The sequence below is a fragment of the Tritonibacter sp. AK171 genome (assembly GCF_030127025.1).
Lineage (GTDB): Bacteria > Pseudomonadota > Alphaproteobacteria > Rhodobacterales > Rhodobacteraceae > Epibacterium > Epibacterium mobile.
In genome coordinates this window covers 1,387,634-1,411,763 of record NZ_CP126134.1, presented here as the reverse complement: position 1 = coordinate 1,411,763, position 24,130 = coordinate 1,387,634, and the positions used below count along the sequence as shown (strand labels likewise).

General features: G+C 57.4%; 21 protein-coding genes. 7 read left to right on the top strand and 14 right to left on the bottom strand.

Annotated elements, in window-relative coordinates; translation table 11 throughout:
- Nucleotides 1-66: 66 nt before the first annotated feature.
- The gene (locus QNI81_RS06695) at nucleotides 67-2,469 is read left to right on the top strand and encodes a GcvT family protein (RefSeq protein WP_283967766.1); all 2,403 of its coding nucleotides are present in this window, start codon (nucleotides 67-69) and stop codon (nucleotides 2,467-2,469) included.
- Nucleotides 2,470-2,926: 457 nt separating this feature from the next.
- On the opposite strand, the gene QNI81_RS06690 is transcribed toward QNI81_RS06695, so the two are convergent.
- Nucleotides 2,927-4,150 (bottom strand): acyl-CoA dehydrogenase, encoded by a 1,224-nt coding sequence (locus QNI81_RS06690; protein WP_283967765.1) that lies wholly within the window; start codon nucleotides 4,148-4,150, stop codon nucleotides 2,927-2,929.
- Between the two features lie 95 nt (nucleotides 4,151-4,245).
- On the opposite strand from QNI81_RS06690, the gene QNI81_RS06685 reads away from it, so the two are divergent.
- Nucleotides 4,246-5,157, top strand: coding sequence for a LysR substrate-binding domain-containing protein (locus QNI81_RS06685; RefSeq protein ID WP_283967764.1), 912 nt, complete (start codon nucleotides 4,246-4,248; stop codon nucleotides 5,155-5,157).
- Between the two features lie 77 nt (nucleotides 5,158-5,234).
- Here the strand turns inward: QNI81_RS06685 and phoB are convergent, their stop codons facing one another.
- From phoB to QNI81_RS06630, 11 genes are all read right to left on the bottom strand, one after another.
- Nucleotides 5,235-5,924, bottom strand: a complete 690-nt coding sequence (gene phoB, locus QNI81_RS06680) for a phosphate regulon transcriptional regulator PhoB (protein WP_005615597.1) — start codon at nucleotides 5,922-5,924, stop codon at nucleotides 5,235-5,237.
- Between the two features lie 3 nt (nucleotides 5,925-5,927).
- The gene (gene phoU / locus QNI81_RS06675; RefSeq protein ID WP_126136993.1) at nucleotides 5,928-6,638 is read right to left on the bottom strand and encodes a phosphate signaling complex protein PhoU; all 711 of its coding nucleotides are present in this window, start codon (nucleotides 6,636-6,638) and stop codon (nucleotides 5,928-5,930) included.
- Between the two features lie 16 nt (nucleotides 6,639-6,654).
- Nucleotides 6,655-7,452: a phosphate ABC transporter ATP-binding protein PstB gene (gene pstB / locus QNI81_RS06670; protein ID WP_039982877.1), complete on the bottom strand. Its 798-nt coding sequence runs from the start codon at nucleotides 7,450-7,452 to the stop codon at nucleotides 6,655-6,657.
- Between the two features lie 14 nt (nucleotides 7,453-7,466).
- Nucleotides 7,467-8,834, bottom strand: coding sequence for a phosphate ABC transporter permease PstA (pstA, locus tag QNI81_RS06665; RefSeq protein ID WP_283967763.1), 1,368 nt, complete (start codon nucleotides 8,832-8,834; stop codon nucleotides 7,467-7,469).
- Nucleotides 8,834-10,312, bottom strand: a complete 1,479-nt coding sequence (gene pstC, locus QNI81_RS06660; RefSeq protein WP_168576871.1) for a phosphate ABC transporter permease subunit PstC — start codon at nucleotides 10,310-10,312, stop codon at nucleotides 8,834-8,836. The genes pstA and pstC overlap by 1 nt, the downstream gene beginning before the upstream one ends.
- A gap of 108 nt (nucleotides 10,313-10,420) precedes the next feature.
- On the bottom strand, nucleotides 10,421-11,461 hold the full coding sequence (locus QNI81_RS06655; RefSeq protein ID WP_009176154.1) for a substrate-binding domain-containing protein: 1,041 nt from the start codon (nucleotides 11,459-11,461) through the stop codon (nucleotides 10,421-10,423).
- Between the two features lie 288 nt (nucleotides 11,462-11,749).
- A complete protein-coding gene (locus tag QNI81_RS06650; RefSeq protein ID WP_114963662.1) occupies nucleotides 11,750-12,790 on the bottom strand; it encodes a sensor histidine kinase in 1,041 nt (346 codons plus the stop codon).
- Nucleotides 12,791-12,843: 53 nt separating this feature from the next.
- A complete protein-coding gene (locus QNI81_RS06645) occupies nucleotides 12,844-14,001 on the bottom strand; it encodes a trans-sulfuration enzyme family protein (protein ID WP_283967873.1) in 1,158 nt (385 codons plus the stop codon).
- Between the two features lie 26 nt (nucleotides 14,002-14,027).
- Nucleotides 14,028-14,549, bottom strand: coding sequence for a gamma carbonic anhydrase family protein (locus tag QNI81_RS06640; RefSeq protein WP_165809405.1), 522 nt, complete (start codon nucleotides 14,547-14,549; stop codon nucleotides 14,028-14,030).
- Nucleotides 14,546-15,199: a guanylate kinase gene (gene gmk, locus QNI81_RS06635; RefSeq protein WP_065334007.1), complete on the bottom strand. Its 654-nt coding sequence runs from the start codon at nucleotides 15,197-15,199 to the stop codon at nucleotides 14,546-14,548. Before gmk ends, QNI81_RS06640 begins: the two co-directional genes overlap by 4 nt.
- A 16-nt stretch (nucleotides 15,200-15,215) precedes the next feature.
- Nucleotides 15,216-16,112 (bottom strand): YicC/YloC family endoribonuclease, encoded by an 897-nt coding sequence (locus QNI81_RS06630; RefSeq protein ID WP_283967762.1) that lies wholly within the window; start codon nucleotides 16,110-16,112, stop codon nucleotides 15,216-15,218.
- Nucleotides 16,113-16,354: 242 nt separating this feature from the next.
- On the opposite strand from QNI81_RS06630, the gene QNI81_RS06625 reads away from it, so the two are divergent.
- A complete protein-coding gene (locus QNI81_RS06625) occupies nucleotides 16,355-17,299 on the top strand; it encodes a PAS domain-containing protein (protein WP_219230820.1) in 945 nt (314 codons plus the stop codon).
- A 198-nt stretch (nucleotides 17,300-17,497) separates the two neighbouring features.
- Here QNI81_RS06625 and QNI81_RS06620 read toward each other — a convergent pair whose 3' ends face one another.
- On the bottom strand, nucleotides 17,498-18,868 hold the full coding sequence (locus tag QNI81_RS06620; RefSeq protein WP_283967761.1) for a class II 3-deoxy-7-phosphoheptulonate synthase: 1,371 nt from the start codon (nucleotides 18,866-18,868) through the stop codon (nucleotides 17,498-17,500).
- A 201-nt stretch (nucleotides 18,869-19,069) separates the two neighbouring features.
- On the opposite strand from QNI81_RS06620, the gene QNI81_RS06615 reads away from it, so the two are divergent.
- On the top strand, nucleotides 19,070-20,074 hold the full coding sequence (locus tag QNI81_RS06615; protein WP_065324065.1) for a GlxA family transcriptional regulator: 1,005 nt from the start codon (nucleotides 19,070-19,072) through the stop codon (nucleotides 20,072-20,074).
- Between the two features lie 3 nt (nucleotides 20,075-20,077).
- Here the strand turns inward: QNI81_RS06615 and QNI81_RS06610 are convergent, their stop codons facing one another.
- Nucleotides 20,078-21,184 carry a PQQ-dependent sugar dehydrogenase gene (locus QNI81_RS06610; RefSeq protein ID WP_283967760.1) on the bottom strand — a complete coding sequence of 369 codons (1,107 nt, stop codon included), beginning with the start codon at nucleotides 21,182-21,184 and terminating at the stop codon, nucleotides 20,078-20,080.
- Between the two features lie 139 nt (nucleotides 21,185-21,323).
- Between QNI81_RS06610 and QNI81_RS06605 the strand changes: the two genes are divergently transcribed.
- From QNI81_RS06605 to QNI81_RS06595, 3 genes are all read left to right on the top strand, one after another.
- Nucleotides 21,324-22,517 carry an ABC transporter substrate-binding protein gene (locus QNI81_RS06605; protein WP_005615637.1) on the top strand — a complete coding sequence of 398 codons (1,194 nt, stop codon included), beginning with the start codon at nucleotides 21,324-21,326 and terminating at the stop codon, nucleotides 22,515-22,517.
- 109 nt (nucleotides 22,518-22,626) lie between these two features.
- Entirely contained in the window at nucleotides 22,627-23,418 is a 792-nt protein-coding gene (locus tag QNI81_RS06600) for an ABC transporter ATP-binding protein (RefSeq protein ID WP_283967759.1), read from the top strand.
- Entirely contained in the window at nucleotides 23,415-24,128 is a 714-nt protein-coding gene (locus QNI81_RS06595; protein WP_005615643.1) for an ABC transporter ATP-binding protein, read from the top strand. The genes QNI81_RS06600 and QNI81_RS06595 overlap by 4 nt, the downstream gene beginning before the upstream one ends.
- Nucleotides 24,129-24,130: the final 2 nt, after the last annotated feature.

The window sequence follows — 24,130 nt, the reverse complement described above, 5'->3', positions numbered from 1 at the left end:
CAAGGCTTTTCGCGTGCCCCACCCATCGGCATGCAACGTCTGCTGCCGCAGAAATGGAACGAACTCATGTCCACCTCCCTTCCCGCTCATGCATCTGTTGTCGTCATCGGCGGCGGAATTATGGGGTGCTCGACCCTCTATCACCTCGCCAAGATGGGGGTGAATGATGCCATTTTGCTCGAGCGCAATGCACTAACATCCGGCACCACATGGCATTCTGCAGCCCAAGTACGCGCCTTGCGTCATTCGCGCAATCTCACACGGATGATCCAATATTCTGTCGAGCTATACAGCCAGCTTGAGCGTGAAACCGGGCAAAACGTGGGATGGATTCAAAAAGGCTCATTGTCGCTCGCGACAAATCCGGACCGCCTTACCCACATCAAACGACAAGAGGCGCTGGCGCATGCTTATGGGATCGACGCAAGCTCGATTTCGACCGAAGAAGCCAAAGAGCGCTGGCCGTTGATGAACGCGGATGATGTGCTCGGCGCTGTTTGGTCACCGGACGATGGCCGCGTGTCGCCTTCCGATGTCTGCGCCGCCTTAGTTAAGGGCGCTAAGTCACTGGGTGCACGTATCTTTGAAAGAACGGGCGTCACTGGCATTCTTACGGAAAACGGGCGCGTAAAAGGAGTTGAAACCACGCAAGGTGTGGTGAAGTGTGACGCAATTGCGCTCTGTGCGGGGCTGTGGTCACGTGAGGTCGGAGCCATGGCCGGTGCGGAGGTCCCTGCCCTCGCTTGTGAGCATTTCTATCTGCTGACGAAGCCGATCGATGGGATTGAAGGAAACACGCCAACGCTGTCGGATCACGACAACCATCTTTACATCCGCGACGATTCCGGCGGCCTCCTCGTGGGGTGTTTTGAGCCGATGGGCAAACCGATTGCGCCCGGCATTCTGGATGAGAGTTTCGAATATGGTCTGTTGCCAGAGGATTGGGATCATTTCGAACCGATGATGCTCAACGCTCTGCACCGCCTGCCCGCGCTGGAAACGGCTGAGGTTAAAATGCTGCTCAACGGGCCAGAGAGTTTTACACCGGATGGCACATTCATGTTGGGTGAAACTGCAGAAACCCGTGGGCTCTTCCTTGGCTGCGGCATGAACTCCGTTGGCATCGCATCGGGCGGTGGCGCGGGCATGAACCTTGCGCATGCAATCGTGCATGGTGCGCCCGCTTACGATTTGTCTGAGGCAGACGCCAAACGCTTTGCACCTGTCTTCAATTCGCTTGATCATCTGATGGCCCGAGCGCCAGAAATCCTCGGAACCCATTACGAAATCGCATACCCGGGCAAGCAGCTCTCAACCGCTAGGGATCTGCGCCCCCTGCCCGTCGATAGCGACTATCGCGCGGCTGGGGCCCAGTTTGGCCAGGTGTATGGCTGGGAGCGTCCGCTATATTTTGGTAAAACCGCAGAACCAAAACTTCGGTTCGACAAGCCCGACTGGTTTGCCATTGTCGCAGCAGAAGTCGAGGCGGCGCACCAACGCGCTGCAATATTTGATGCCTCTTCCTTTGGCAAAATTGACGTAACGGGGCCGGATGCAGAGGCATTCCTTTTGCATGTTTGCGCAGGGCGAATGGCACGCGCGCCTGGATCTGTCATCTATACGGCGGTGTTGAATGAACGCGGCACCTTCGAGAGCGACATCACGGCGCAACGGATTACAGAGGATCACTATCGCCTGTTTGTTGGAACCGCAGCCATAAAACGCGATATGGCGTGGTTCCTGCAGCACGGTGAAGGATACGATGTAAGTATCTGTGATACAACGGAAGAATACGCGATTTTTGGGTTGATGGGGCCGGAGGCTGCGAAGATTGCTGGCGCGGTCGGTGCCGAAAGCCTGACGCGGATAAACTACTTCAAACATGGCGAAGCGACCATTGCCGGCCATCATATTCGGGCTGCGCGTCTATCTTATGTGGGCGAAGCGGGCTGGGAAATCACCTGTCGCGCCGCCCATGCACAAGATGTGTATCGCGCATTGACCCAAGCCGGAGCCGCGCCAGCGGGTCTTTATGCACAGACGTCGATGCGAATTGAAAAAGGCTTTTGCGCCATGGGGCATGAGTTGGACAGCGATGTCACTCCATTGGACGTTGGTCTAGGCTTTGCCCTGCGCAAATCTGGCGGCTACATCGGCGCAGAGGCTGTTGAAGAGAAACGAAAAACTTCTGCCACACATCAAGTCGTATCGCTCATACTTGATGATCCAGATGCGGTGCCACTGGGGCATGAACCTGTTTATTCAGGGGATCAGATCATCGGGCATACCACCTCTTGTGCCTTTGGGTATCGGGTCGGACGTCCAGTTGCATTGGCATTTTGCAAAACCGGGTTCGTCGGTGGTGATCAGGTTGATGTCAATATCGCAGGGCAAAAGTTCACGGCAACTGTGCATCTGGGCGCGCTGTTTGACCCCAAAGGCAGTCGGATGCGCAATATGGACGAGTGATGAACCGGACCGCGAGGGTCGCGCTGGCTCTCGCCCTTCAATTTTTCAGGTGCTTCCCTATCAGCCGTGTCGAGGTTACGGAAAAGATGCAGAGGTTGTTAACTGAATGGCGGAGGGGCGCAGAGCCACTCACGGCGCTGGTTTTGCGACAATGCCCGACCGCAGCCCTAACAAATCTTAAATCACGGAGTTTGCAAAAAATGATGTACCTAGATGTCAATGATGAGGTCATGCCGTCACGAACGCAAATCACACTGCGCCCATTAAGAGAGCTTAACAGCGCTCTCAATTCGCTAAGGAGTTTCAGGCGTCGTTGTTAACCCGAGTGTTAAGGTCTCATCGAGAGGCTTGTTTCGCAATTAGAATTGCTGGGCGGGCGTCATAAGGGAACCCCCGCAAAATGACCGCCCTTGCATAATTGCAAGGGCGGATTTGCATTATTGTGTCGCGTTAAGGTTTAGAAAAACGCCTGAAGGCCGGTTTGCGCGCGCCCGAGGATCAGCGCGTGCACATCATGGGTGCCTTCATAGGTGTTCACCGTCTCAAGGTTCATCATGTGCCGGACCACTTGGAACTCGAGGCTGATGCCGTTGCCACCATGCATATCTCGCGCATGACGGGCGACTTCCAACGCCTTGCCGCAGTTGTTGCGCTTCACGATGGAGATCATCTCCGGCGCTGCATTGGCCTCATCCATCAGTCGTCCAACACGCAGAGAGGCTTGCAGGCCAAGCGCGATTTCGGTTTGCATATTGGCCAGTTTCAGCTGAAACAGCTGCGTGTTCGCCAAGGGGCGGCCAAACTGGTGGCGATCAAGACCATATTGGCGAGCGGCGTGCCAGCAGGCCTCCGCCGCGCCCATGACTCCCCAGCTGATGCCATAGCGTGCCCGGTTCAAACAGCCAAACGGCCCTTTCAAACCTTCGACATGCGGCAGCAATGCATCTTCACCGACCTCGACACCGTCCAGAACGATTTCGCCGGTGATCGATGCACGCAGAGACATTTTCTGCTGAATTTTCGGTGCGGACAGGCCCTTGGTGCCTTTTTCCAGCACAAACCCGCGGATCTTGCCGCCATGCGCTTCAGACTTGGCCCAAACGACGAACACATCCGCGATTGGTGAGTTCGAGATCCACATCTTGGAGCCGGTCAACCGGTAGCCGCCATCTGTTTTTTCGGCGCGGGTTTTCATTCCGGCGGGGTCAGAGCCTGCGTCCGGTTCCGTCAGGCCAAAACAGCCGATCCACTCGCCAGATGCCAGTTTCGGCAGGTACTTTTGACGCTGCTCTTCGCTGCCATAGGCATAGATGGGATACATCACCAGCGAGCTTTGAACCGACATCATGGAGCGATAGCCGCTATCCACGCGCTCCACCTCGCGCGCGACCAGACCGTAGGACACATAGCCACCACCCAGTCCACCGTACTCCTCGGGGATCGTGGTGCCCAGCAACCCCATCTCGCCCATTTCGCGAAAGATCTCGGGGTCGGTCTGCTCGTTCTCATAAGCGTCAGTCACGCGGCTTTGCAGTTTTTCCTGTGCATAAGCGCGTGCAGACGCTTCGATCATGCGTTCATCTTCGGTCAGCTGATCGCTAAGGCGCAAGGGATCGTCCCAGCTGAAGCGGCCAAGGTCAGGTGCATCTTTTGCGCGAAGGGTCGGTTTGTCATCCAGCATGGGGACCTCCTGTGAAAGTGTTGACGAGACCTTAAGCTCGTGAAGCTGCAAAAAACAGCGAGACTTTCGCAATCACATATGACAATACCTCATACATGTCTGTGCCCCGCCGTTTCCTTCCCTCCATTGCCTCGCTGCGTGCGCTCGAAGCGCTGGACCGGCTGGGCAGTGCGTCTTCAGCTGCGGCGGAGTTATCGCTTACGCAAGGTGCCGTAAGTCGTCAGTTGCAAGCACTTGAGCGGCAGTTGGCCGTAGAACTGGTGGTGCGCGAGGGAAAATCCCTGTCATTGACACCTGATGCGACTGCCTATGCCGAAGAGGTGCGCTACGCATTGGATCGGATCGCCAAAGCAACGCTCCAGCTGCAATCTGCGCCTCTGGCCGGAAGCCTCAATCTTGCGATATTGCCTGCCTTTGGCATGCGCTGGTTAATGCCGCGCCTGCCGGAGTTTTCCCGTCGTCACCCGGATGTGACAATCAATATGTCCACGCGCTTGGCTCCGTTTAACTTTGCCTCAGAGAGCTTTGATGCGGCTATACATTTTGGAAATGCGGATTGGCCAGGAACACAGGCGCTGTTGCTAAAGCACGAACAGCTTGTCCCAGTGTGTTCGGCGGATTTGGCGGGACGTGCCAAAATCGAGGCACCCCGAGATATCCTCTCCCTGCCCTTGCTGCACATCCAGACCCGCCCTCATGCGTGGGCAGATTGGTTTGCACGACAGAATGTGCCTACTGAGGGCAATCTTGGGGGCACGATCTATGATCAATTCTCCACCATTAGCCAGGCCGCGCTGCATGGCTTGGGCGTTGCGTTGATGCCTGATTATCTGGTGGAGCAGGATCTGGCCACAGGTCGCCTAGTTGCGCTCCATCATGTCTCAGAGGACATAGGCGGCGCGTATTATCTGGTCTGGCCAACATCGAAGTCCCGTCATAGTGGCCTGTCCCAGTTTCGGGAATGGCTCGCCGGGCAGGCTCAACCCGAAGATCCGTTGCCAAGATAGATCAGCCGGATGTAACAACGGCCCCGGGAATTCCGAAGCCGCTAGAACTCGTTACGCAAAATACCTTATGTAGTCCTTTAACCGAGAGCGTAGCCTGCGCCGCGCACGGTTCTGACCGGATCATCGCCGCCATGCTGGGTCAGCGCCTTGCGCAACCGCCCGATATGGACGTCAACAGTGCGGGTATCCACGTAGATGTCGCGCCCCCAAACACGGTCCAACAACTGTTCGCGGCTCCAAACCCGACCCGGTTTTTCCATAAAGGTAGACAGCAGGCGGAACTCAGTCGGGCCCAGCTTCAGTGGTTGCTCAGATCGGCTCACCTTATGCGTTTCCGCATCCAGAATGATGTCGTCGAACTCCAGTCGCATACCGACCGTGGCAGGACGGACCCGCCGAAGCTGCGTGCGCACCCGTGCCATCAACTCGATCACAGAATAGGGTTTTACCACGTAATCGTCCGCGCCTGTTTCCAGTCCGCGCACCTTGTCCACCTCTTCAGAGCGGGCTGAGAGCATGATGATCGGAATCCCACGCGTATCAGTGCGTGTTTTCAGGCGCCGGCAAATCTCGATCCCGGTGAGATTGGGCATCATCCAGTCCAGAACGATAATGTCAGGCATGTCCTCTTCGACGAGTAACAATGCCTCTTCGCCATTTTCCGCCTTGATCACCCGAAAGCCGTCGGCTTCCAGGTTATAGGCCAGCACTTCACGCTGAGCCAGTTCGTCCTCGACGACCAGAACAGTGGGCTGATCGACTGCCATAGCTTAGATCTCCTGCGTCGTGACCGACGTGGTGTCGGCTTTAGCACGCTCTTCTTCGGGTTTGTTGCCGGTCACCAGATAGACCACCTGCTCGGCAATCGCGGTGACATGGTCGCCCATACGTTCGATGTTTTTTGCGATAAAATGCAAATGCATACAGGACGTAATGTTGCGCGGATCTTCCATCATATGGGTCAGGAATTCCCGGAACAGAGCGTTATACATCTGGTCCACATCGCGGTCACGATCAATCACGTCGCGGGCCAGTTCATCGTCGCGCTGGATGTAGCTGTCGAGCGCATCCTTGAGCATCAACTCGACCTCGCGCGCCATCCGGCGCAGGGCTGCTGCGCTGTCGGAAACCGCGGGGCTTTGGGCCAGAACGCCGGTGCGTTTTGCCATGTTCTTGGCGTAGTCACCGACACGCTCCAGATGGCCCGAGATTTTGATAACGCTCAGTACCACGCGCAAATCAACCGCGGCGGGCGCACGAATGGCGATGACACGCGCTGCGTCCTCGTTGATCAGCTCCTCAAGGCCGTCGATCGCAGCATCGTCTTTGACCACTTTTGCGGCGAGTTCTTCATCGCGGGCCTCGAGTGCGCGAGCGCCTTCCATGATGGCTGCCTCAACAAGGCCGCCCATCTTCATGATCCGGGCCTGGATGGCCTCTAGGTCGCGGTCGAATGCAGATGCAATATGTTGTTCAACCATTTGATATCTCTCCAACTTAGCCGATTCGGCCAGTGATGTAGCTTTCGGTGCGCGGATCTTCTGGGTTGGTAAAGATCTGACCAGTTGGGCCGAATTCCACGAGGTTGCCGAGGTGGAAGAACGCGGTCTTCTGGCTCACACGGGCGGCCTGTTGCATGGAGTGCGTCACAATCACCACCGAGTAGTTTTCGCGCAGCTCGTCGATCAGTTCTTCGACCTGTGCGGTGGCGATTGGGTCAAGCGCGGAACAGGGTTCGTCCATCAGCAGAACCTCAGGTTCGGTGGCAACGGCGCGCGCGATACACAGGCGCTGCTGCTGCCCCCCGGACAGACCTGTTCCGGGGGAATGAAGACGGTCTTTAACCTCATCCCAGATCGCACCGCGACGCAGAGATTTCTCAACGATTTCATCCAATTCCGCCTTGTTCTTTGCAAGGCCGTGAATGCGCGGGCCGTAGGCCACGTTGTCATAAATCGACTTCGGGAACGGGTTTGGCTTTTGAAAGACCATGCCGACCTGCGCGCGCAGCTGAACCGGGTCGACGCGCTTGTCGTAGATGTCTTCGCCTTCCAGCAGGATATCGCCCGTCACGCGGCAGATATCAATCGTGTCGTTCATACGGTTCAAGCAGCGCAGAAACGTCGACTTGCCGCAGCCCGATGGGCCGATAAAGGCGGTGACGGTCTTGTCCTCGATCTCGACGTTGACGTCTTTGATGGCATGGCTGTCGCCGTAATAGACGTTGACGCCATTGGCTGCGATCTTGGTACGTTGGGTTTCCACGGTGCTATCCATTGCTGTCATATCGTTCATTGTAGTGCCCCCTCTTACCAGCGGCGTTCAAATCGGCGGCGCAAGATCACGGCCAGTGTGTTCATGGTGATCAGGAAGACCAGCAGAATGATGATACCGCCCCAGGCGCGTTCGTAAAACGCCGGGTCAGCGCGCTTGGCCCACTCATAGATCTGCGCGGGCATGGCAGAATTGGGTGAAAGCAGGCCTGAGGCAATGCTATCCGGTGCGTTTGAGGCGATGAAGCCCACCATGCCGATCAACAGAAGCGGTGCGGTTTCGCCAAGAGCTTGCGCCAGACCGATGATGGTTCCGGTCAGAATGCCCGGTGCGGCCAGCGGCAGGACATGGTGAAACACCGCCTGCATCTTGGACGCACCAACACCAAGCGCGGCATCACGGATGGACGGCGGAACCGCCTTCAGCGACGCGCGTGTGGAGATGATGATGGTCGGCAGTGTCATCAAGGTCAGAACCAGACCACCCACCAGTGGCGCAGAGGTCGGCAGGTGCATGTAGTTGATAAAGACCGCAAGCCCCAGAATACCAAACACAATCGACGGAACCGCCGCGAGGTTTGAGATATTCACCTCAATGATGTCGGTGAGCCAGTTTTGCGGTGCGAACTCCTCCAGGTAGATCGAGGCCGCCACACCAATGGGCAATGCCAGCGCCAGCACCACAAACATCATAAAGAGCGAGCCCAGCATGGAGACACCCATGCCTGCGGCTTCGGGGCGTGCGTCGGATGCATCCGCGCCGAGGATAAAGTCGAGATTGAAGGTCTTCTCGATCACATCCGCTGCGACAAGTGCATCTACCAGATCGAGTTGCTCGGCAGAGATGTTCTTATCGTTCTCAATACTATCACGGCTCACACGCCCTTTCAGATAACCGTCAACACGGCTCTGAGCGAGGAAGCGGAATTCGACCGTTTTGCCGATCTCATCGGGGTTGGCGATGACAAATTCGCGCAAGGTTGCTGCGGCGTCCTTGGACAGCAGCCCAGCCATGTCTTTGGCCTTGAGCGGTGTTTCGACACCCAGCTCGGTCACTTTCGTCTCTACGGCGTTGCGGATGATCGGGGCATAACCGAAGGTGGTGACCTTCTTGATGTCGTCCAGATCGCGGTTGCCGTTTTTGTCGAGTTTTTCTTCCAAAAGCTCCACCTGAAGCGTGATGAAAGTCTGCTGGAAGGCGCCGATGCCCTTGCTGAAGATGGTCGTTACGAGAACCACCAGCATCAACAGGCCGACCGCAATGGCCGCGATGCCATAGGCCTTGAACCGGGTCTCGGCAGCATTGCGGCGCTTGGTACGATCCGTCAGTTCGAGCAGGGAGTTGCCATGTTTGCGAGGCATAGGGACGTCTCCGGAGGCGGGAGTTTGGCTAAGATCGGTCATCAGTCGTACTGCTCCCGATATTTGCGCACGATATAGAGCGCGAGAACATTAAGCCCGAGGGTCAGCACAAAGAGAGTCAGACCAAGGGCAAAGGCGACCAGCGTTTCGGGGCTAGCAAAGTCAGTATCCCCCGTCAGCTGGCTGACGATCCGGGTGGTGATTGTTGTCATGGATTCCAGCGGGTTGAGCGAGAATTTCGCAATCGCCCCTGCCCCCATAACCACAATCATGGTCTCGCCGATGGCGCGCGAGGCGGCCAGCAGGACGGCACCGACAATACCGGGAAGGGCTGCGGGCATGACCACCTGACGTACGGTCTCGGATCTGGTTGCGCCCAGACCCAGAGAGCCGTCGCGCATCGCCTGAGGCACTGCGTTGATGATGTCATCCGAAAGCGACGACACAAAGGGAATGAGCATGATGCCCATCACCACGCCTGCGGTCAGAACAGAGGTGGCGCCACTCATCCACTCGACCCCAAGGATGCCGTTTTCGCCCTGACCAAAAAACCGCACAAGCGCTGGACCGACAGTCAGCAGCGCAAAGAGGCCATAAACAATGGTCGGGATACCGGCGAGGATTTCCAGAAGTGGTTTGGCAAAAGAGCGCGTTGTTTTGCTGGCGTATTCGCTGAGGTAGATCGCCGCAAACAGACCGATTGGAACGGCGACCAGCAATGCGATCACCGAAATATAAAGTGTGCCCCACAAAAGCGGCAGGATCGACAGATCCGAGTCGCCGCGGAAGTTTGGTGCCCATGTGCCGCCAAAGAAGAAGTCGGTCCAGGAATGCAGCGAGAAGAAATTGCGTGTCTCAAACAGCATCGACAACACAATACCAATGGTGGTCAGGATCGCGAGCGAGGCTGCAAGGATCAGCAGCGCCAGAATACCTTGTTCGACCACATTGCGGGCACGAAAATCCTTATGTGTGCGGCTATAAGACCAGCCAAACCCACCCAGCGCGACCAAGGCAACCATCACGGTCATTGCGATATTGCCGGTGTTCGAAAGGGTCCGGTAGGTTTGCGCGGCGCGCAGAACCTCGGGACGCACATCCGCGCCAAGGGCTACGCCGATTTCGCCCAGACGCCCGCGCACATCAGAAAACTCACTGCGCAGGTTGCGGGCCTGTTCTTGGGTCATTGCCCCTTCGGCCACCGCCAGATCAAGCCCTTCGGCGACCCGACGCACGTCACTCATGACGAGGCCAATGGTGGACCCTTCAGAAATCGTTTCTTCGGGGATCATACCTGATACCCGCTGATCAATGATCATTGGCTGCACCAACAACCAAATTGCAAGAAGTGCGAGCGCCGGCACCAAGGCCGAGAGCGCCACGTTGTGCCCATAGTAAGAGGGCAGCGAGTGAAGGTCCTTGGAGTTTCCGCCAGCGGAAACCAGAGCGCGATTGCGGCCGAGGAAGAAACCGGCGACCGACAGCGCGATCAGGGCGAGGACAAGCCAGAAGGTGGGCATCAAGAGCTCCGTTTGACGGTGCAAATTAAGGGGAAACAGGTTTGCTTTTGATACGAAAGGCCGGGACGTATGATCCGCCCCGGCCTGGTTTAACCGTGCGCGGGGCTCTTAGGAGTTGCCGCCCATGGTTGCTTCGGAAGCAACAGCTTCCTGAGTTTTTGCCAGTTCCGGGTCAGCAACGAGGCCGTACTCGGAGAGCGGGCCGTCGGGGCCTGCAACTTCATCAGAGACGAAGAACTCAGCATATTCTTTCAGGCCGGGGATCACGCCGATGTGGGCTTTCTTCACGTAGAAGAACAGCGGGCGGGAGACCGGGTATTCGCCAGTTGCGATCGACTCGGTGGAGGGAACGATACCGGACATGGTTGCGACTTGCAGCTTGTCGGTGTTGTTCTCGTAGAAGGCCAGACCAAAGACGCCGATGCCGTCTTTGTTGGATTCGATACGTGCGAGGGTCTCGGTGTAGTCGCCGTCGATATCCACGGACACGCCGTCGGTGCGCAGAGCGATACAGGCTTTCTCAGCTGCTTTCTCGTCGCCGCCATTGGCTTCTTTGAACAGCTCAAACGCGCCGGTTTCTTCGCAGCCTGCGAGGATCACTTTTTCTTCGAACACTTCACGGGTGCCGTGCTTGGTGCCGGGGATGAACGCTTGGATGGCTTGTGCCGGGAAGTCGCCGTTCACGTCGGCCCAGGTTTTGTTCGGGTTGTCGACCAGCTTGCCGTCAACGGAAACTTTGTCGGACAGTGCCAGGAACCAATCGGTCGGGGTGAATTCGAACCCGTTGCCGTTGATGTCGGAGGCGAACACGATGCCATCATAGCCGATGCGGACTTCGATGATGTCGGTCACGCCAGCTTCGGCGCAGGCCTTGATCTCTTTTTCTTTGATCGCGCGGGAGGCGTTTGCAACGTCGATGGTGTTCTCACCAACGCCTTCGCAGAAACGCTTAAGGCCAGCAGAGGAGCCGCCGGATTCGACAACCGGTGTCGGGAAGTCAAAGTTCTCACCGAAAGCTTCAGCAACGATCGAAGCATAAGGCAGAACGGTGGAGGAGCCTGCGACCTGCACCTGATCACGCGCAGCAGCTGCGGTGGCCGATACGGCGGCGATGGCCAGGGTGGATGCGGTCAGTTTCACAAAGGACATTGAAGTCTCCATGAGTTTAAGAAGTTTACGATCACCCCCAAGATGATCTTGAGCCCGTCCTAGAAGGCTCAGATGTGGCTTTTGTGACAGCTGTGTAACAGCTGTATGACAACCGCAGCCCTGAAGTGAAAAAAAACCGAAACACTTGGCCAGTCGCCCGGCAATGTTGAATGAAACACGTATTACGTGCGTCGTGTGCGCGATCTGATTGATTAACCCATTGTCACAAAATGGCAGATTTGCCTTCTTGGGGCATGCGAAGTGGGCGCGATAGAGGCGGCGACAGGTTTATTGCGGCAAAATGACCGTGAATGTCGCGCCTTTTCCCAGATCGCTTTCGACCCGCAAGCGTCCGCGGTGGCGATTGATGATGTGTTTCACAATCGCAAGCCCAAGCCCCGTCCCGCCCAACTCGCGCGAGCGGTGGTTGTCAGCGCGGTAGAACCGCTCCGTCAGGCGTGGCAGATGCACTGGATCAATACCGGGGCCATCATCGATCACCTGTACCCGCACTGCAGGACATCTGAGCGCCGGGTCGCGATCCAGCGCCGTCAGAGAGACAGTGACATTCTCACCGCCGTACTTCAGCGCATTCTCGATGAGATTGGTGAAAACCTGCTGAATCTGGTCGGGGTCCGCCGGGATTTCAATCGGCAAGTCAGGCGCTTCCAGAGTGAGGTTGCGGCCACCGCTCTCTGCGATGGGACCGAGTGATTTGATGGTGGAGCTAAGATAAGCGACCAGATCTATACGCTCTTTGGGGCGCACACGCTCTTCGCTCTCAACCCGGTTTAGAGACAAAAGATCGCCGACCAGCCGGTTCATGCGGCTGGCTTCGCCTTCCATGATCTCAAGGAAACGATCCCGCGCATTTGCGTCGTCACGGGCCGCGCCGCGCAGCGTCTCAATGAATCCCATCAGTGCAGTCAGAGGCGTGCGCAGTTCATGGCTGACATTGGCGACAAAATCACGACGCATCTGGCTGGCGTGTTCGCGATCTGTGATGTCGTCAAAACAGATCAGCACCGCACCGCCATTGACCGCTCCAACGCCCGGTACATAGCGCAATGTGACCTCAAAGGTGGTATCTTGCGCGCCGTCATTGGACAGATGCCGCGCCGTGCGCGGTTTGCGGTCCAACAGACAGGACTCGATTGCGGTGGTCACATTGGGTTGCCGCAGGATGGTGGCAAAATGGCGCCCGATCACCTGCGGGCCAAGCAGGGTGGCGCCTTCGACATTTGCCGCAATCAAACGCTCAGTCTGATCGATCAAAACAGCGGGCATCGGAAACGCGGCCAGCAGCCCGTCGATCAGCTCTTGCGACATGATTTTTTGCCTCGTCATTGCGTCGTGACGGCCTTCTTAGGGTTTGAATGTAACTATGACATGGCAGAGTTGATTGCCGCCTCAAAAATCGCGCAAAGCGTGTCCGGGTCTTCCAGCCCGACCGACACGCGAAAGAACCCCTCATGCAGACCAAGTGCTGCGCGATTTTCCGGGGTAAGGGCGCGGTGTGACGAGGAGGCCGGGTGCGAGAGCGTGGTGCCCACATCCCCGAGGGTCGGCGCAAAGGACAGCCCTTCGGCCCCGCGGGTAAACGCGTTGGCCGCGTCGCGTCCGCCACTCAGCTCAAAGCTCACCATATTGCAGCTCCTGCCCTTCAATAGCGCCTGCGCGCGGGCATGATCCGGGTGGTCGTGGCGCGTCGGGTAAATGACGCGTTCCACCCCCGGCAGCCCTGCGATGTGATCGGCCAGACGCGCTGCCGTGGCCTCAGCGCGGTCAAAACGCAGATCGAAGGACAACAGCCCCCGCTCTGCCAACCAGCAATCAAACGGGCTCGGCGTCATGCCGGTGGTAACGGAAAACACCCGCATCCGGTCATTGAGCGCAGGGTCCTTGGCCACCACATAGCCCAGCATCACGTCGGAGTGCCCAGCGAGCAGCTTGGTGACGGAGTGGATGACAATGTCTGCGCCATGCTCAAACGGTTTGAACGCGCGGGGCGTGGTGAAGGTGTTATCGACCGCCAGCAGGATGCCGTGTTCCCGGCACAGCGCGGCGATTCCGTCGATGTCCGCCACCGCAAGCGTTGGGTTCGACACCGCCTCCACCAGAATGAGCTTGGTCTCGGGGCGGATCGCGGCGCGGATTGCATCGACGTCGCCGGGATTGGCCAGAGACGTGTTGATCCCCAGACGCGGCAGATCCTCCTTCATCAGCCGCAGCGAACGCCCATAAAGCTGATCGCCACCGATGACATGATCGCCTGCCTGCAACAGCCCCATGAGCACTGCGGAGACTGCCGCCATGCCAGAGCCAGTCACAACGCCCCCGGTTGCGCCCTCCATGTCATCAAGCCGACGCGCAATTACATCGGCGTTGGGATGCCCCTCACGGGAATAGGTATAGCCATGCACGCGGCCCTCATATTGATCGTCCAGCGCATCCGGGGTTTCGGACGCATAGACCACCGAGGGGCTGAGCGGTGTCACCACAGGGTGGCTGGCACTGTCGGGAAGACCATGCGGGCGCATCACGGAGGGGCGGGAATTCTTCACGGTCAAATCTCCTTCAGCTCCGCTTTGAAACGGCGCATGTTTTCCTGATAGTGCACGGCGCTGTCGGTCAGCTTGGCGGCGAGTTCGGCATCCACCTCGCGCACCACTTTGCCCGGTGCGCCCATAACCAGAGAATTATCAGGGATTTCCTTGTTCTCCGTAATCAGCGCGCCCGCCCCGATCAGACAGTTCTTACCGATCTTGGCGCCGTTCAGGATGGTCGCCCCCATCCCGATCAGGGAGTTCTCGCCAATGGTGCAGCCATGCAGCATGACTTTATGGCCAATGGTGCAGTTTTCGCCGATGGTCAGCGGGTAGCCTGCATCAATATGCATGACCACGTTTTCCTGTACGTTGGAGCCCCGCCCGATGCGGATTTCCTCGTGATCGGCGCGGATGGTGACGCCAAACCAGACCGAAGCCCCCTCTTCCAGCACCACCTTGCCGATCAGATTGGCATCCGGGGCCACCCAGGTATCTGCGTGGATTTGCGGGCGGTGTTCGCCAAGCGCGTAGATGCTCATGACAGATCCTCGAATTCCTGTTGCAGGGTGCGGGCGTGCTCGATCAGCGAAGGCTGTTGAATGCGGCGCAGGCGGGTGGCTGTGATGATGGTCTTCAGCGCCTCTTCGGTCTCATCAAGGTCCTCGTTGATCAGCACATGATCGTAGGAGCCCCAGTGCGAGATCTCGTCCCAGCTCTTTTGCATGCGGCGTTGGATGGTCTCGGCATCATCCTGTCCCCGGCTTTCCAGGCGGCGTCGCAATTCTGTGATGGAGGGTGGCAGCAAGAAGATCGACAGCGTGTGTTTGCCGAGATCCGAATTGGTGATCTGCTGCGCGCCCTGCCAGTCAATGTCGAATAGCACATCGCGGCCTTCATTGATGGCCTTCTGCACCGGCCCCTTGGGTGAGCCGTAGAAATTACCAAACACGTGGGCATGTTCCAGCATCTCGCCATCTGCCACGTCATGTTTGAACGAATCCACCGAGACAAAGTGATAATCCTGCCCGTCGACCTCGCCGGGGCGAGGTTTCCGTGTGGTGGCCGACACCGAAAAGCTGATATCGCTGTCCCAGGCCCGCAGCCGCTTGGCCAGTGTTGATTTCCCCGCGCCGGAGGGAGAAGACAGGATAATGAGAAGGCCCCGTCGCTGTGCTTTTGAGTGTGCCATAATGAGGGTGCTCTCCTTATTCTATGTTTTGAACCTGCTCGCGCATCTGGTCGATCACGGTTTTGAGTTCCAATCCCACCTCGGTCAAGGCCGCGTTCTGCGCCTTTGAGCAGAGCGTGTTGGCCTCGCGGTTGAATTCCTGCATCAGAAAGTCGAGCTTGCGCCCCACTAGACCGCCCTGCCCGATCAGTTTTCGCGCGGCGGCCACATGGGCCACCAGCCGGTCGAGTTCTTCGGTTACGTCGGCTTTTACCGCGATCAGTGCGAGTTCTTGGGCCACGCGATCCGCATCTGCGCCGTCGCTGTTGCTCATCACGCGCGCAAGATTGGCTTGGAGCGTTTCTTTAATCTGGACCTCTCGGTCCGCGGCGCGCTGGGCTGCGGCATCGGTCAGGGCCTCAATCCGCGAGAGCTGTTCTGTCAGCACCGCGTGCAGAGCCGCACCTTCACTCGCACGCATGTTAATAAAGTCGGCCAAAAGTGAGTCGAATTCGGATAGGAGCCGCTTAACCAGATGTTCGGATTCATTCTCCGCTGTGGCCTGTTCCAATACCCCGCGCATCTGAAGGATATCGGTTGCGCGCACTGGAGCGAGTTGCAATCCCACCTGCGCCGCCTGTGCTTGTGTGGCTGCAATGGCGGCCAGCATCGCCTCCATCGCAGCCGCGTTGATCTGGAGTTGCCCCTTGCAATCCTCCGCGCGGCCGAGGCGCAAGCCAACAGTCACATTGCCGCGACCAAGCTTTTTGGACGCGCGGGTTTTTATTTCGTTTTCAAGGCCTTCTAACCAATCCGGCACCCGGACGCGCACGTCCAGCCCCTTGGCGTTTACAGATCTGATATCCCAGACCCATGTATATGCGCCCTCTGCGCCCTGCCCGGAGGCAAATCCCGTCATCGAATGCAAAGTCATCTGTGACCCTCCTGCATCCTGAATACAGTGGCACAGAGCGGGGTCAATGGCCGGGCGTATGCCCGCACACTGCAAAGGCAGAGACCGCCTATACCAAAGTGTTAACCATTGATTAAACTATTGGTCCAAACTTTATTCAGATTGTGTCATGTTAACTCCAAGGTAACCACTTCGGCGTTAACACTTGGGCATGGGCCTCTTGCCAAGTTTCGATGCTGGAACCGGATGCAGAGGACAAGATAATGATTTTTCGCGGTCACGACGGCGCAGACAAGAAGACAGGGTTGGATAAAGTGGTAGCAATGGATCGCTTTCGCACACGCTCGAACGTGTCGCCTCTGCGTCAGGCCGAGGCTTATTGGACTGCTCTGCGTCGTGGTGACGATATTCCCAGCCGCTCGCAGGTTGATCCGCGTGGTCTGGAAAATATCCTCAGTCAGACTTTCATTCTGGAGCGTGTTGCACCGGGGATCGCACGTTTCCGTCTTGCCGGTCAGAAGGTCAACGAACTGGCCGGAATGGAAGTTCGCGGCATGCCTCTGACCGCATTTTTCACCGCCGAGTCACGCAAGACCGTCAGCGCTGCGCTGGAACATATGTTCGACGATCCCTCCATTCTGGAATTTGATCTGCACACTGAGGCAACGCGCCTGCGCGGTAGCCGCACTGCCAAGATGATCCTGCTGCCACTGCGCAGTGATCTGGGCGATGTAAGCCGCGCGCTGGGTGTGATGGTTTCCGAAGGTGGGGCAAGCCGCGTCTCGCAGCGCTTCCTCGTCGACAATTGCGAGATTCGCAAAATCACCAAAACCGAGCAATCGAAGGCTGCTCCGGAGTTCAAAGCGACACCACGGGTGTCCGATCCGCACCTACAGGACATGTCACAGCGTGATTTGACCAATAAAACGCCGCAAACGGACGGCTTTGGTGAACCGCGTTCGACTTTTGAGCGTAAATCCACCAGCTTGATGGATGAGGCCCGTTCTTTGTTGGATCGCGCCCGCCGCGAAAATAAGGATGCGTTGAAATCCACGCGCTCGCCGTCTCGCTCGGACGCAAAACCCGCGCCGGTCGCGCTGGAAACCGTCTCGACGACAGAAGCCGAAAAACTGGTGTCGCGCCCGCCTCGCGGTGGCAAGCTCAAGAATGGCGCACCACACCTGCGCCTTGTGGTTTCGCGGGACTGATTACTAAAATTCGAATCGAAAGCACCGAGAATTAGCTTAAGTTTCAACCTACTGGACATAGACGTTGAAGCATTGACGCCCGGACGCAGAACGCGTTCCGGGCGTTCTTTTTTGAGTATGACGCAAAGCGAGAACGATCACAAAAAAACGGCCCGCAAAAAATGCGAGCCGTTGAGTTTGAAGGAAAGCCTGCGCGCGTTAGATCGCGGCGCGAGAATCGTCAGGCGTCCGAAGACGTGAAAGCTCTTCCGCCACAAGGAACGCCAGTTCCAGCGATTGATCGGCATTCAGACGCGGATCACAGGCTGTATGATACCGATCGCTGAGATCCTCGTCGGTCACCTCGCGTACGCCACCTGTGCATTCGGTTACGTCCTGACCGGTCATTTCAAAATGAACACCACCGGGAATTGTGCCCTCGGCCTGATGCACGCCAAAGAAGTCACGCACCTCGCGCAGCACAGATTCAAATGGGCGGGTTTTGTAGCCGCTTGCGGATTTGATTGTGTTGCCGTGCATCGGATCACAGACCCAAGTCACCTTGGCACCCTCGTCCTTCACCGCTTGCACAAGCCGGGGCAGATGATCTGCGACTTTGCCTGCGCCAAAACGTGCGATCAGGGTTAGCTTGCCTTCTTCGTTCTCAGGATTGAGCTTTTGCATCAATACTTTGAGGTCGTCGGCTGAGGTGGTTGGACCGCATTTCAGACCAATCGGGTTCAGCACCCCACTGCAGAATTCGACATGCGCGCCATCGGGTTGGCGCGTACGGTCACCAATCCAGATCATGTGACCAGATCCCGCCAGCCATTTTCCAGAGGTGGAATCAAGACGGGTCAGCGCTTCTTCATATTCGAGCAACAAGCCCTCGTGGCTGGTGTAATATTCCACCGTCTGCAGCGTGTGCGCGTTGTCTTTGGTCACCCCTGCCGCTTTCATGAAATCAAGCGTATCGGTGATCCGGTTCGCCATGTCACGATAGGCTTCGGCTTTATCGCCTTCGGTAAAGCCCAGCGTCCACGCGTGGACCTGATGCACATCTGCATACCCACCGGTAGAGAAGGCGCGGATCAGGTTCAGCGTTGCCGCAGCCTGCGTGTAGGCCTGCAGCATTTTCTTCGGGTCGGGAATGCGCGCTTCGGGGGTGAAAGCCAGCTCATTGATGATGTCCCCACGATAGCTCGGCAGTTCTACCCCATTGATGGTTTCCGTCGGGGCGGAGCGTGGCTTGGCAAATTGACCAGCCATACGGCCGACTTTGACCACCGGCACCTTTGCGCCATAGGTCAGAACCATCGCCATCTGCAGCATCACCTTAAAGGTATCGCGAATGCCATCGGCGCTGAATTGTTCAAAGCTTTCCGCACAATCGCCCCCCTGAAGCAAGAACGCCTCGCCCCGGCCGGCTGCGCCGAGTTGCGCCTTCAGGCGGCGCGCTTCGCCTGCAAAAACCAGTGGCGGATACTTGGCCAGCTGCGCTTCGACAGAGTGCAGCGCATCCTGGTCGGTATAGTCCGGCATCTGGACCCGCGGCTTGCTGCGCCAGTTCGATTTTTGCCAGTTGCTCATGGTTTTCACTCCGAAAATGACTTTGGAACCGTGATTTACGAAAGAAGCGTATACATAAGAGCGCTAACAGTGGCCAGTTTAGAATTTCCACATCTTGACCCGGACGCTATCCTGTGAGCAGGTTTCCCGAATTCGCGGCCTCCGTGTCGCGTGGCTTTCCCAGCTCCGTCTGAAAAGACCCGATTTGTAAGGACCCGAGCCATGCAAACCAAGCCAGAGACGCTTCCTGAACTGACTTCGGGCGGTAAACATCGCCGGTTTACGTTTGTCCTTCTGGATCAGTTCACATTGCTGTGCTTCTCCGCTGCGATGGAATCGCTGCGCATTGCCAACCGGATGGCTGGGCGGGAGCTCTATTCGTGGAACCTCGTCGGTGAAGGTGGCGAAACCGTCACCTGTTCTGCCGGGACAGTATTTCAGGTGGATTCTGATTTTTCTGAGCTTCAGCGCGATGACACCATCATGGTGTGTGGCGGGATCGAAGTTCAGAAAGCCACCTCGAAACGGGTTTTGTCATGGCTTCGGCGCGAGGCGCGTAAGGGGCTGACAATCGCCGGACTTTGTACTGCGTCCTACACGCTGGCCAAAGCGGGCTTGCTGGATGGGAAACGTGCGACAATCCACTGGGAGAACTCTGACAGTTTTGCCGAAGAATTCGAGGACGTTGATCTGACCAAATCGGTCTTTGTGATTGATGGCAACCGCTTGTCGACTGCGGGTGGGACCTCCTCAATCGACCTGATGCTGAAGATCATCGCCGATGACCATGGCGAAGAACTGGCAAATCTGGTGGCGGATCAGCTGATCTATTCGTCGATCCGGACCGATCAGGACACCCAGCGTCTGTCGATCCCCACGCGTATCGGTGTACGCCATCCGAAACTCTCGATGGTGATCCAGATGATGGAGAAAAACATCGAAGAGCCCATCAGCCCGTCGGTTCTTGCTGAGGATGTCGGCATGTCCACCCGGCAGCTGGAACGGCTGTTTCGCCGCTATCTGAACCGCAGCCCCAAGCGCTACTACATGGAACTGCGCCTGCAAAAGGCCCGTAACCTGTTGATGCAGACAGATATGAGTGTGATCAACGTGGCGCTGGCCTGTGGGTTTGCCTCCCCGTCGCATTTTTCCAAATGTTACCGGGCGCATTATGACACAACGCCCTATCGCGAGCGTGGCAGCAAAGGTGTGCGTCAGATCACCTGACGTCTACTCTGGGGTGATCCTGTAAAGGGCCCCCTCATACTCAGATGCGAACCAGATTGCGCCGTCCGGGGCTTCGCGGATGTCACGTATACGGCCTGTCTCGGGGGATTGCAGCTTTTCTACTTCCTGCAGCTTTGTTCCGGACAGCCTTGATATGTAATCGAACTTCAGCGATCCGACAAAGATGTCCCCACGCCATTCTGGCCACAGCGCGCCAGAATAGATCAACATACCAGACGGCGCGATCGAAGGGTCCCAATACCATTCGGGCTGCTGCAGGCCGGGTTTGGCGCTGCCTTCGCCAATCTTGAGGCCCGAATAATGCCTGCCATAGGATATGACCGGCCAGCCATAATTTGCGCCGCGCTCAATCCGGTTTACCTCATCGCCACCTCTCGCACCATGTTCGACCGCCCAGATATTGCCCTTCGCGTCCATCGCCATGCCCTGCGGGTTTCGATGGCCATAAGACCAGATTGCAGGACGTGCACCCGCAACATCGACAAAGGGATTATCACCGGGAACACGCCCATCCGGCAGAATGCGGATGATTGATCCTTGCTCGCGCGCCAGATCCTGGGCGCTGGGACGGTCGCCACGCTCTCCGAGGCTTACAAACAGGCTGCCATCCTGCGCTTCGATCACCCGAGAGCCAAAATGACGCCCCCCGCGCGCACCGGGTGTGGCCTCAAATATCACCTTGATATCCTCGAATCGTGTGGCATCGGAACTAAGCCGCCCACGCGCAACAGCAGTTCCGGCACCGCGCCCCTGTGGGCGTGAGAAGGTCAGGTAAACAGTTCGGCTTTGTGGAAAGTCCCGCGCGGCCACAACGTCGAGCAAACCACCCTGCCCGTCAGCCGCAACATCTGGCACGCCTTTGACCTGATGACGCCTATCACCTTTCAGGTACCAAAGTTGCCCGGCTCGTTCTGTTACCAGCATCGCTCCGTCGGGCAGGAAGGTAAAAGCCCAAGGAACATCAAAGCCATCCGCCATTTTTTCAACCCGCAGTTCACCTTGCGAGCTTTCCATTGCGATTGCGGAAATGGGCTGCAGGATGGTGGCTCCAAACGTGAGTGCCGCGATCACGGCGAAGGGTCGTAGCATTGGCTTTCTCCTTTGATGCAGAGGTGTTAGCGCAGACAATGTAACGTAACAAAAAGCCTGTCTGATCGCTCTTCCCTTTCCTGCGGGGCTTGCATAGGGTTCCTCTCGAACAACATTGTTCCAACAAGGGAGTTTTCAAATGAAAAAACTGCTGACCGCGACTGCAGCCATCGCATTGAGCGCTGGCACCGCGTTTGCAGAGGGCCAACCCAAGGAAGTCAAACTCGGCATCCTGTTTGGCTTCACCGGCCCGATCGAATCTCTGGCACCGACCATGGCGTCTGGCGCCGAGCTCGCCATGTCAGAGGTCTCCGAGTCCGGCAAATTGTTCGATGGCGCAAAAGTAACGCCGCTGCGCGCAGATACCGGCTGTATTGATAACGGTCTCGCTACTGCAAACGCCGAAAAGCTGATCGCTGAAGGTGCAAGCGGTATCGTGGGTGGCGACTGTTCGGGTGTGACCGGTGCGATCCTGCAAAACGTCGCGATCCCGAACGGTATGGTGATGATTTCTCCTTCCGCAAGCTCGCCGGGTCTGACCTCGATGGAAGACAACGGTCTGTTCTTCCGCACCACCCCGTCGGACGCCCGTCAGGGCGAGATCATGGCGTCGATCCTTGCTGATCGCGGCGTCGATAGCATCGCCATCACCTACACCAACAACGACTACGGTAAGGGTCTCGCGGATTCGATCCAGTCGTCCTTCGAAGCCGCTGGCGGTGAAGTGACCATCGTAACCGCACATGAAGATGGCAAAGGTGACTATTCTGCCGAGGTCGCGGCGCTGGCATCTGCTGGTGGCGACATCCTCGTGGTTGCGGGCTACTTGGACCAGGGTGGTTTGGGCATCATTCAGGGTGCGCTCGACACCGGTGCATTCGACACCTTTGGCCTGCCCGACGGTATGATCGGTGATTCGCTGCCGACAAACGTCGGTTCGGACCTCAACGGCTCCTTTGGTCAGATCGCAGGCTCCGACAGCGAAGGTGCCGAGATCTTTGCGGGCAAGGCTTCTGAGTTGGGCTTTGACGGCACCTCCGCCTATTCCCCGGAATCCTATGATGCGGCAGCACTTTTCCTGCTGGCGATGCAGGCATCCGGCTCGGTTGATCCCAAGGACTACGTCTCCAAGATCACCGAAGTCGCCAACGCCCCGGGTGAGAAAATCAACCCCGGTGAGCTGGGCAAAGCGCTCGAAATTCTCGCCAACGGCGGTGAAATCGACTATGAGGGCGCGACCGGCGTGAACCTCATCGGTCCCGGCGAGAGCGCAGGCTCCTTCCGTGAGATCGAAGTTCAGGACGGCAAGAACGTGACGGTGAAATTCCGCTAAGGCGGACCATCGTTGCACATTAGAGATCTGATCAGCCCGGGAGCCGCAAGTGCCTCGGGCTGTTCCAAATAAAAGGGCCGCGAAATATGACGGCAGGGGATTACATGACATGATCGTCGTCGAGGATTTGCATAAGCACTTCGGCGGGTTCCACGCGGTGGACGGCGCTTCGCTGGAAATCGCCAAGGGCTCCATTACTGGTTTGATCGGACCAAACGGTGCGGGAAAAACCACTCTTTTCAACGTAGTGGCAGGGGTTCTTTCTCCCACGTCAGGCCGCGTCCTGATGGATGGTGAGGACATCACGGGCCTGCCACCGCATGAGCTGTTCCACAAAGGATTACTGCGCACCTTCCAGATCGCGCATGAGTTCTCCTCGATGACCTGCCGCGAGAACCTGATGATGGTCCCGGGCAACCAATCGGGTGAGACGCTGTGGAACACATGGTTCGGGCGTAAACGCATCGCCGATGAGGAACGCGCCCTGCGCGCCAAGGCGGATGAGGTGCTGGAGTTCCTCACCATCAGCCATATTGCGGACCTCAAGGCGGGTGAAATCTCTGGCGGTCAGAAGAAACTTCTGGAACTTGGCCGCACCATGATGGTCGACGCCAAGATCGTGTTCCTTGACGAGGTGGGCGCAGGCGTAAACCGGACGCTGCTTTATACTATTGCCGATGCCATCAAGCGCCTCAATGAGGAGCGCGGCTACACCTTCGTGGTGATCGAACATGACATGGAATTCATCGGCCGTCTGTGTGACCCGGTGATCGTCATGGCCGAGGGTAAGAAACTGGCCGAAGGCACGCTGGACGAGATCAAGGCTAACGATCAGGTGATCGAAGCTTATCTCGGCACGGGACTGAAAAACAAAGATAAATTGCAAGGGGCTGACGCATGAGCGAACCCTTTTTGATTGGTGACAGCATGACGGGTGGCTACGGCAAAGGGCCGGACATCCTTCATGACTGCACCATCGCCGTGAACCCCGGCGAGATCGCTGTCATCGTCGGCCCCAATGGCGCTGGTAAATCCACCGCCATGAAAGCCGTATTTGGCATGCTGAACGTGCGATCTGGCGCGGTACGTCTGGGCGGTGAGGATATCACCACCCTCAGCCCGCAAGAACGCGTGATCAAGGGCATGGGCTTTGTTCCGCAAACGAGCAATATCTTCACCTCAATGACGGTCGAAGAAAACCTCGAGATGGGCGCCTTCATCCGTACTGATGATTTTTCCGACACGATGGAGCAGGTCTATCACCTGTTTCCGATCCTGAAGGACAAGCGCCATCAGGCCGCCGGGGAGCTGTCGGGCGGTCAACGCCAGCAGGTGGCCGTGGGTCGTGCGCTGATGACCAAACCGAAGGTATTGATGCTCGATGAGCCGACCGCTGGCGTGTCACCTATCGTAATGGATGAGCTGTTTGACCGCATCATCGAGGTATCCCGCACCGGGCTACCGATCCTGATGGTCGAACAGAACGCCAAACAAGCGCTTGAAATTGCGGACAAAGGCTATGTTCTGGTGCAGGGCGCAAACGCCTATACGGGCACCGGGCAAGAGCTTTTGGCTGATCCCGAAGTGCGCAAATCTTTCTTGGGAGGCTAAGA

What these genes read in the sequence shown, in the direction of transcription:
- QNI81_RS06695 (WP_283967766.1), top strand. Translation starts at nt 67, where the DNA reads ATGTCCACCTCCCTTCCCGCTCATGCATCTGTTGTCGTCATCGGCGGC.
- QNI81_RS06690 (WP_283967765.1), bottom strand. Translation starts at nt 4,150, where the DNA reads ATGCTGGATGACAAACCGACCCTTCGCGCAAAAGATGCACCTGACCTT.
- QNI81_RS06685 (WP_283967764.1), top strand. Translation starts at nt 4,246, where the DNA reads ATGTCTGTGCCCCGCCGTTTCCTTCCCTCCATTGCCTCGCTGCGTGCG.
- phoB (WP_005615597.1), bottom strand. Translation starts at nt 5,924, where the DNA reads ATGGCAGTCGATCAGCCCACTGTTCTGGTCGTCGAGGACGAACTGGCT.
- phoU (WP_126136993.1), bottom strand. Translation starts at nt 6,638, where the DNA reads ATGGTTGAACAACATATTGCATCTGCATTCGACCGCGACCTAGAGGCC.
- pstB (WP_039982877.1), bottom strand. Translation starts at nt 7,452, where the DNA reads ATGAACGATATGACAGCAATGGATAGCACCGTGGAAACCCAACGTACC.
- pstA (WP_283967763.1), bottom strand. Translation starts at nt 8,834, where the DNA reads ATGACCGATCTTAGCCAAACTCCCGCCTCCGGAGACGTCCCTATGCCT.
- pstC (WP_168576871.1), bottom strand. Translation starts at nt 10,312, where the DNA reads ATGCCCACCTTCTGGCTTGTCCTCGCCCTGATCGCGCTGTCGGTCGCC.
- QNI81_RS06655 (WP_009176154.1), bottom strand. Translation starts at nt 11,461, where the DNA reads ATGTCCTTTGTGAAACTGACCGCATCCACCCTGGCCATCGCCGCCGTA.
- QNI81_RS06650 (WP_114963662.1), bottom strand. Translation starts at nt 12,790, where the DNA reads ATGTCGCAAGAGCTGATCGACGGGCTGCTGGCCGCGTTTCCGATGCCC.
- QNI81_RS06645 (WP_283967873.1), bottom strand. Translation starts at nt 14,001, where the DNA reads ATGCGCCCGCATGGTCTTCCCGACAGTGCCAGCCACCCTGTGGTGACA.
- QNI81_RS06640 (WP_165809405.1), bottom strand. Translation starts at nt 14,549, where the DNA reads ATGAGCATCTACGCGCTTGGCGAACACCGCCCGCAAATCCACGCAGAT.
- gmk (WP_065334007.1), bottom strand. Translation starts at nt 15,199, where the DNA reads ATGGCACACTCAAAAGCACAGCGACGGGGCCTTCTCATTATCCTGTCT.
- QNI81_RS06630 (WP_283967762.1), bottom strand. Translation starts at nt 16,112, where the DNA reads ATGACTTTGCATTCGATGACGGGATTTGCCTCCGGGCAGGGCGCAGAG.
- QNI81_RS06625 (WP_219230820.1), top strand. Translation starts at nt 16,355, where the DNA reads ATGATTTTTCGCGGTCACGACGGCGCAGACAAGAAGACAGGGTTGGAT.
- QNI81_RS06620 (WP_283967761.1), bottom strand. Translation starts at nt 18,868, where the DNA reads ATGAGCAACTGGCAAAAATCGAACTGGCGCAGCAAGCCGCGGGTCCAG.
- QNI81_RS06615 (WP_065324065.1), top strand. Translation starts at nt 19,070, where the DNA reads ATGCAAACCAAGCCAGAGACGCTTCCTGAACTGACTTCGGGCGGTAAA.
- QNI81_RS06610 (WP_283967760.1), bottom strand. Translation starts at nt 21,184, where the DNA reads ATGCTACGACCCTTCGCCGTGATCGCGGCACTCACGTTTGGAGCCACC.
- QNI81_RS06605 (WP_005615637.1), top strand. Translation starts at nt 21,324, where the DNA reads ATGAAAAAACTGCTGACCGCGACTGCAGCCATCGCATTGAGCGCTGGC.
- QNI81_RS06600 (WP_283967759.1), top strand. Translation starts at nt 22,627, where the DNA reads ATGATCGTCGTCGAGGATTTGCATAAGCACTTCGGCGGGTTCCACGCG.
- QNI81_RS06595 (WP_005615643.1), top strand. Translation starts at nt 23,415, where the DNA reads ATGAGCGAACCCTTTTTGATTGGTGACAGCATGACGGGTGGCTACGGC.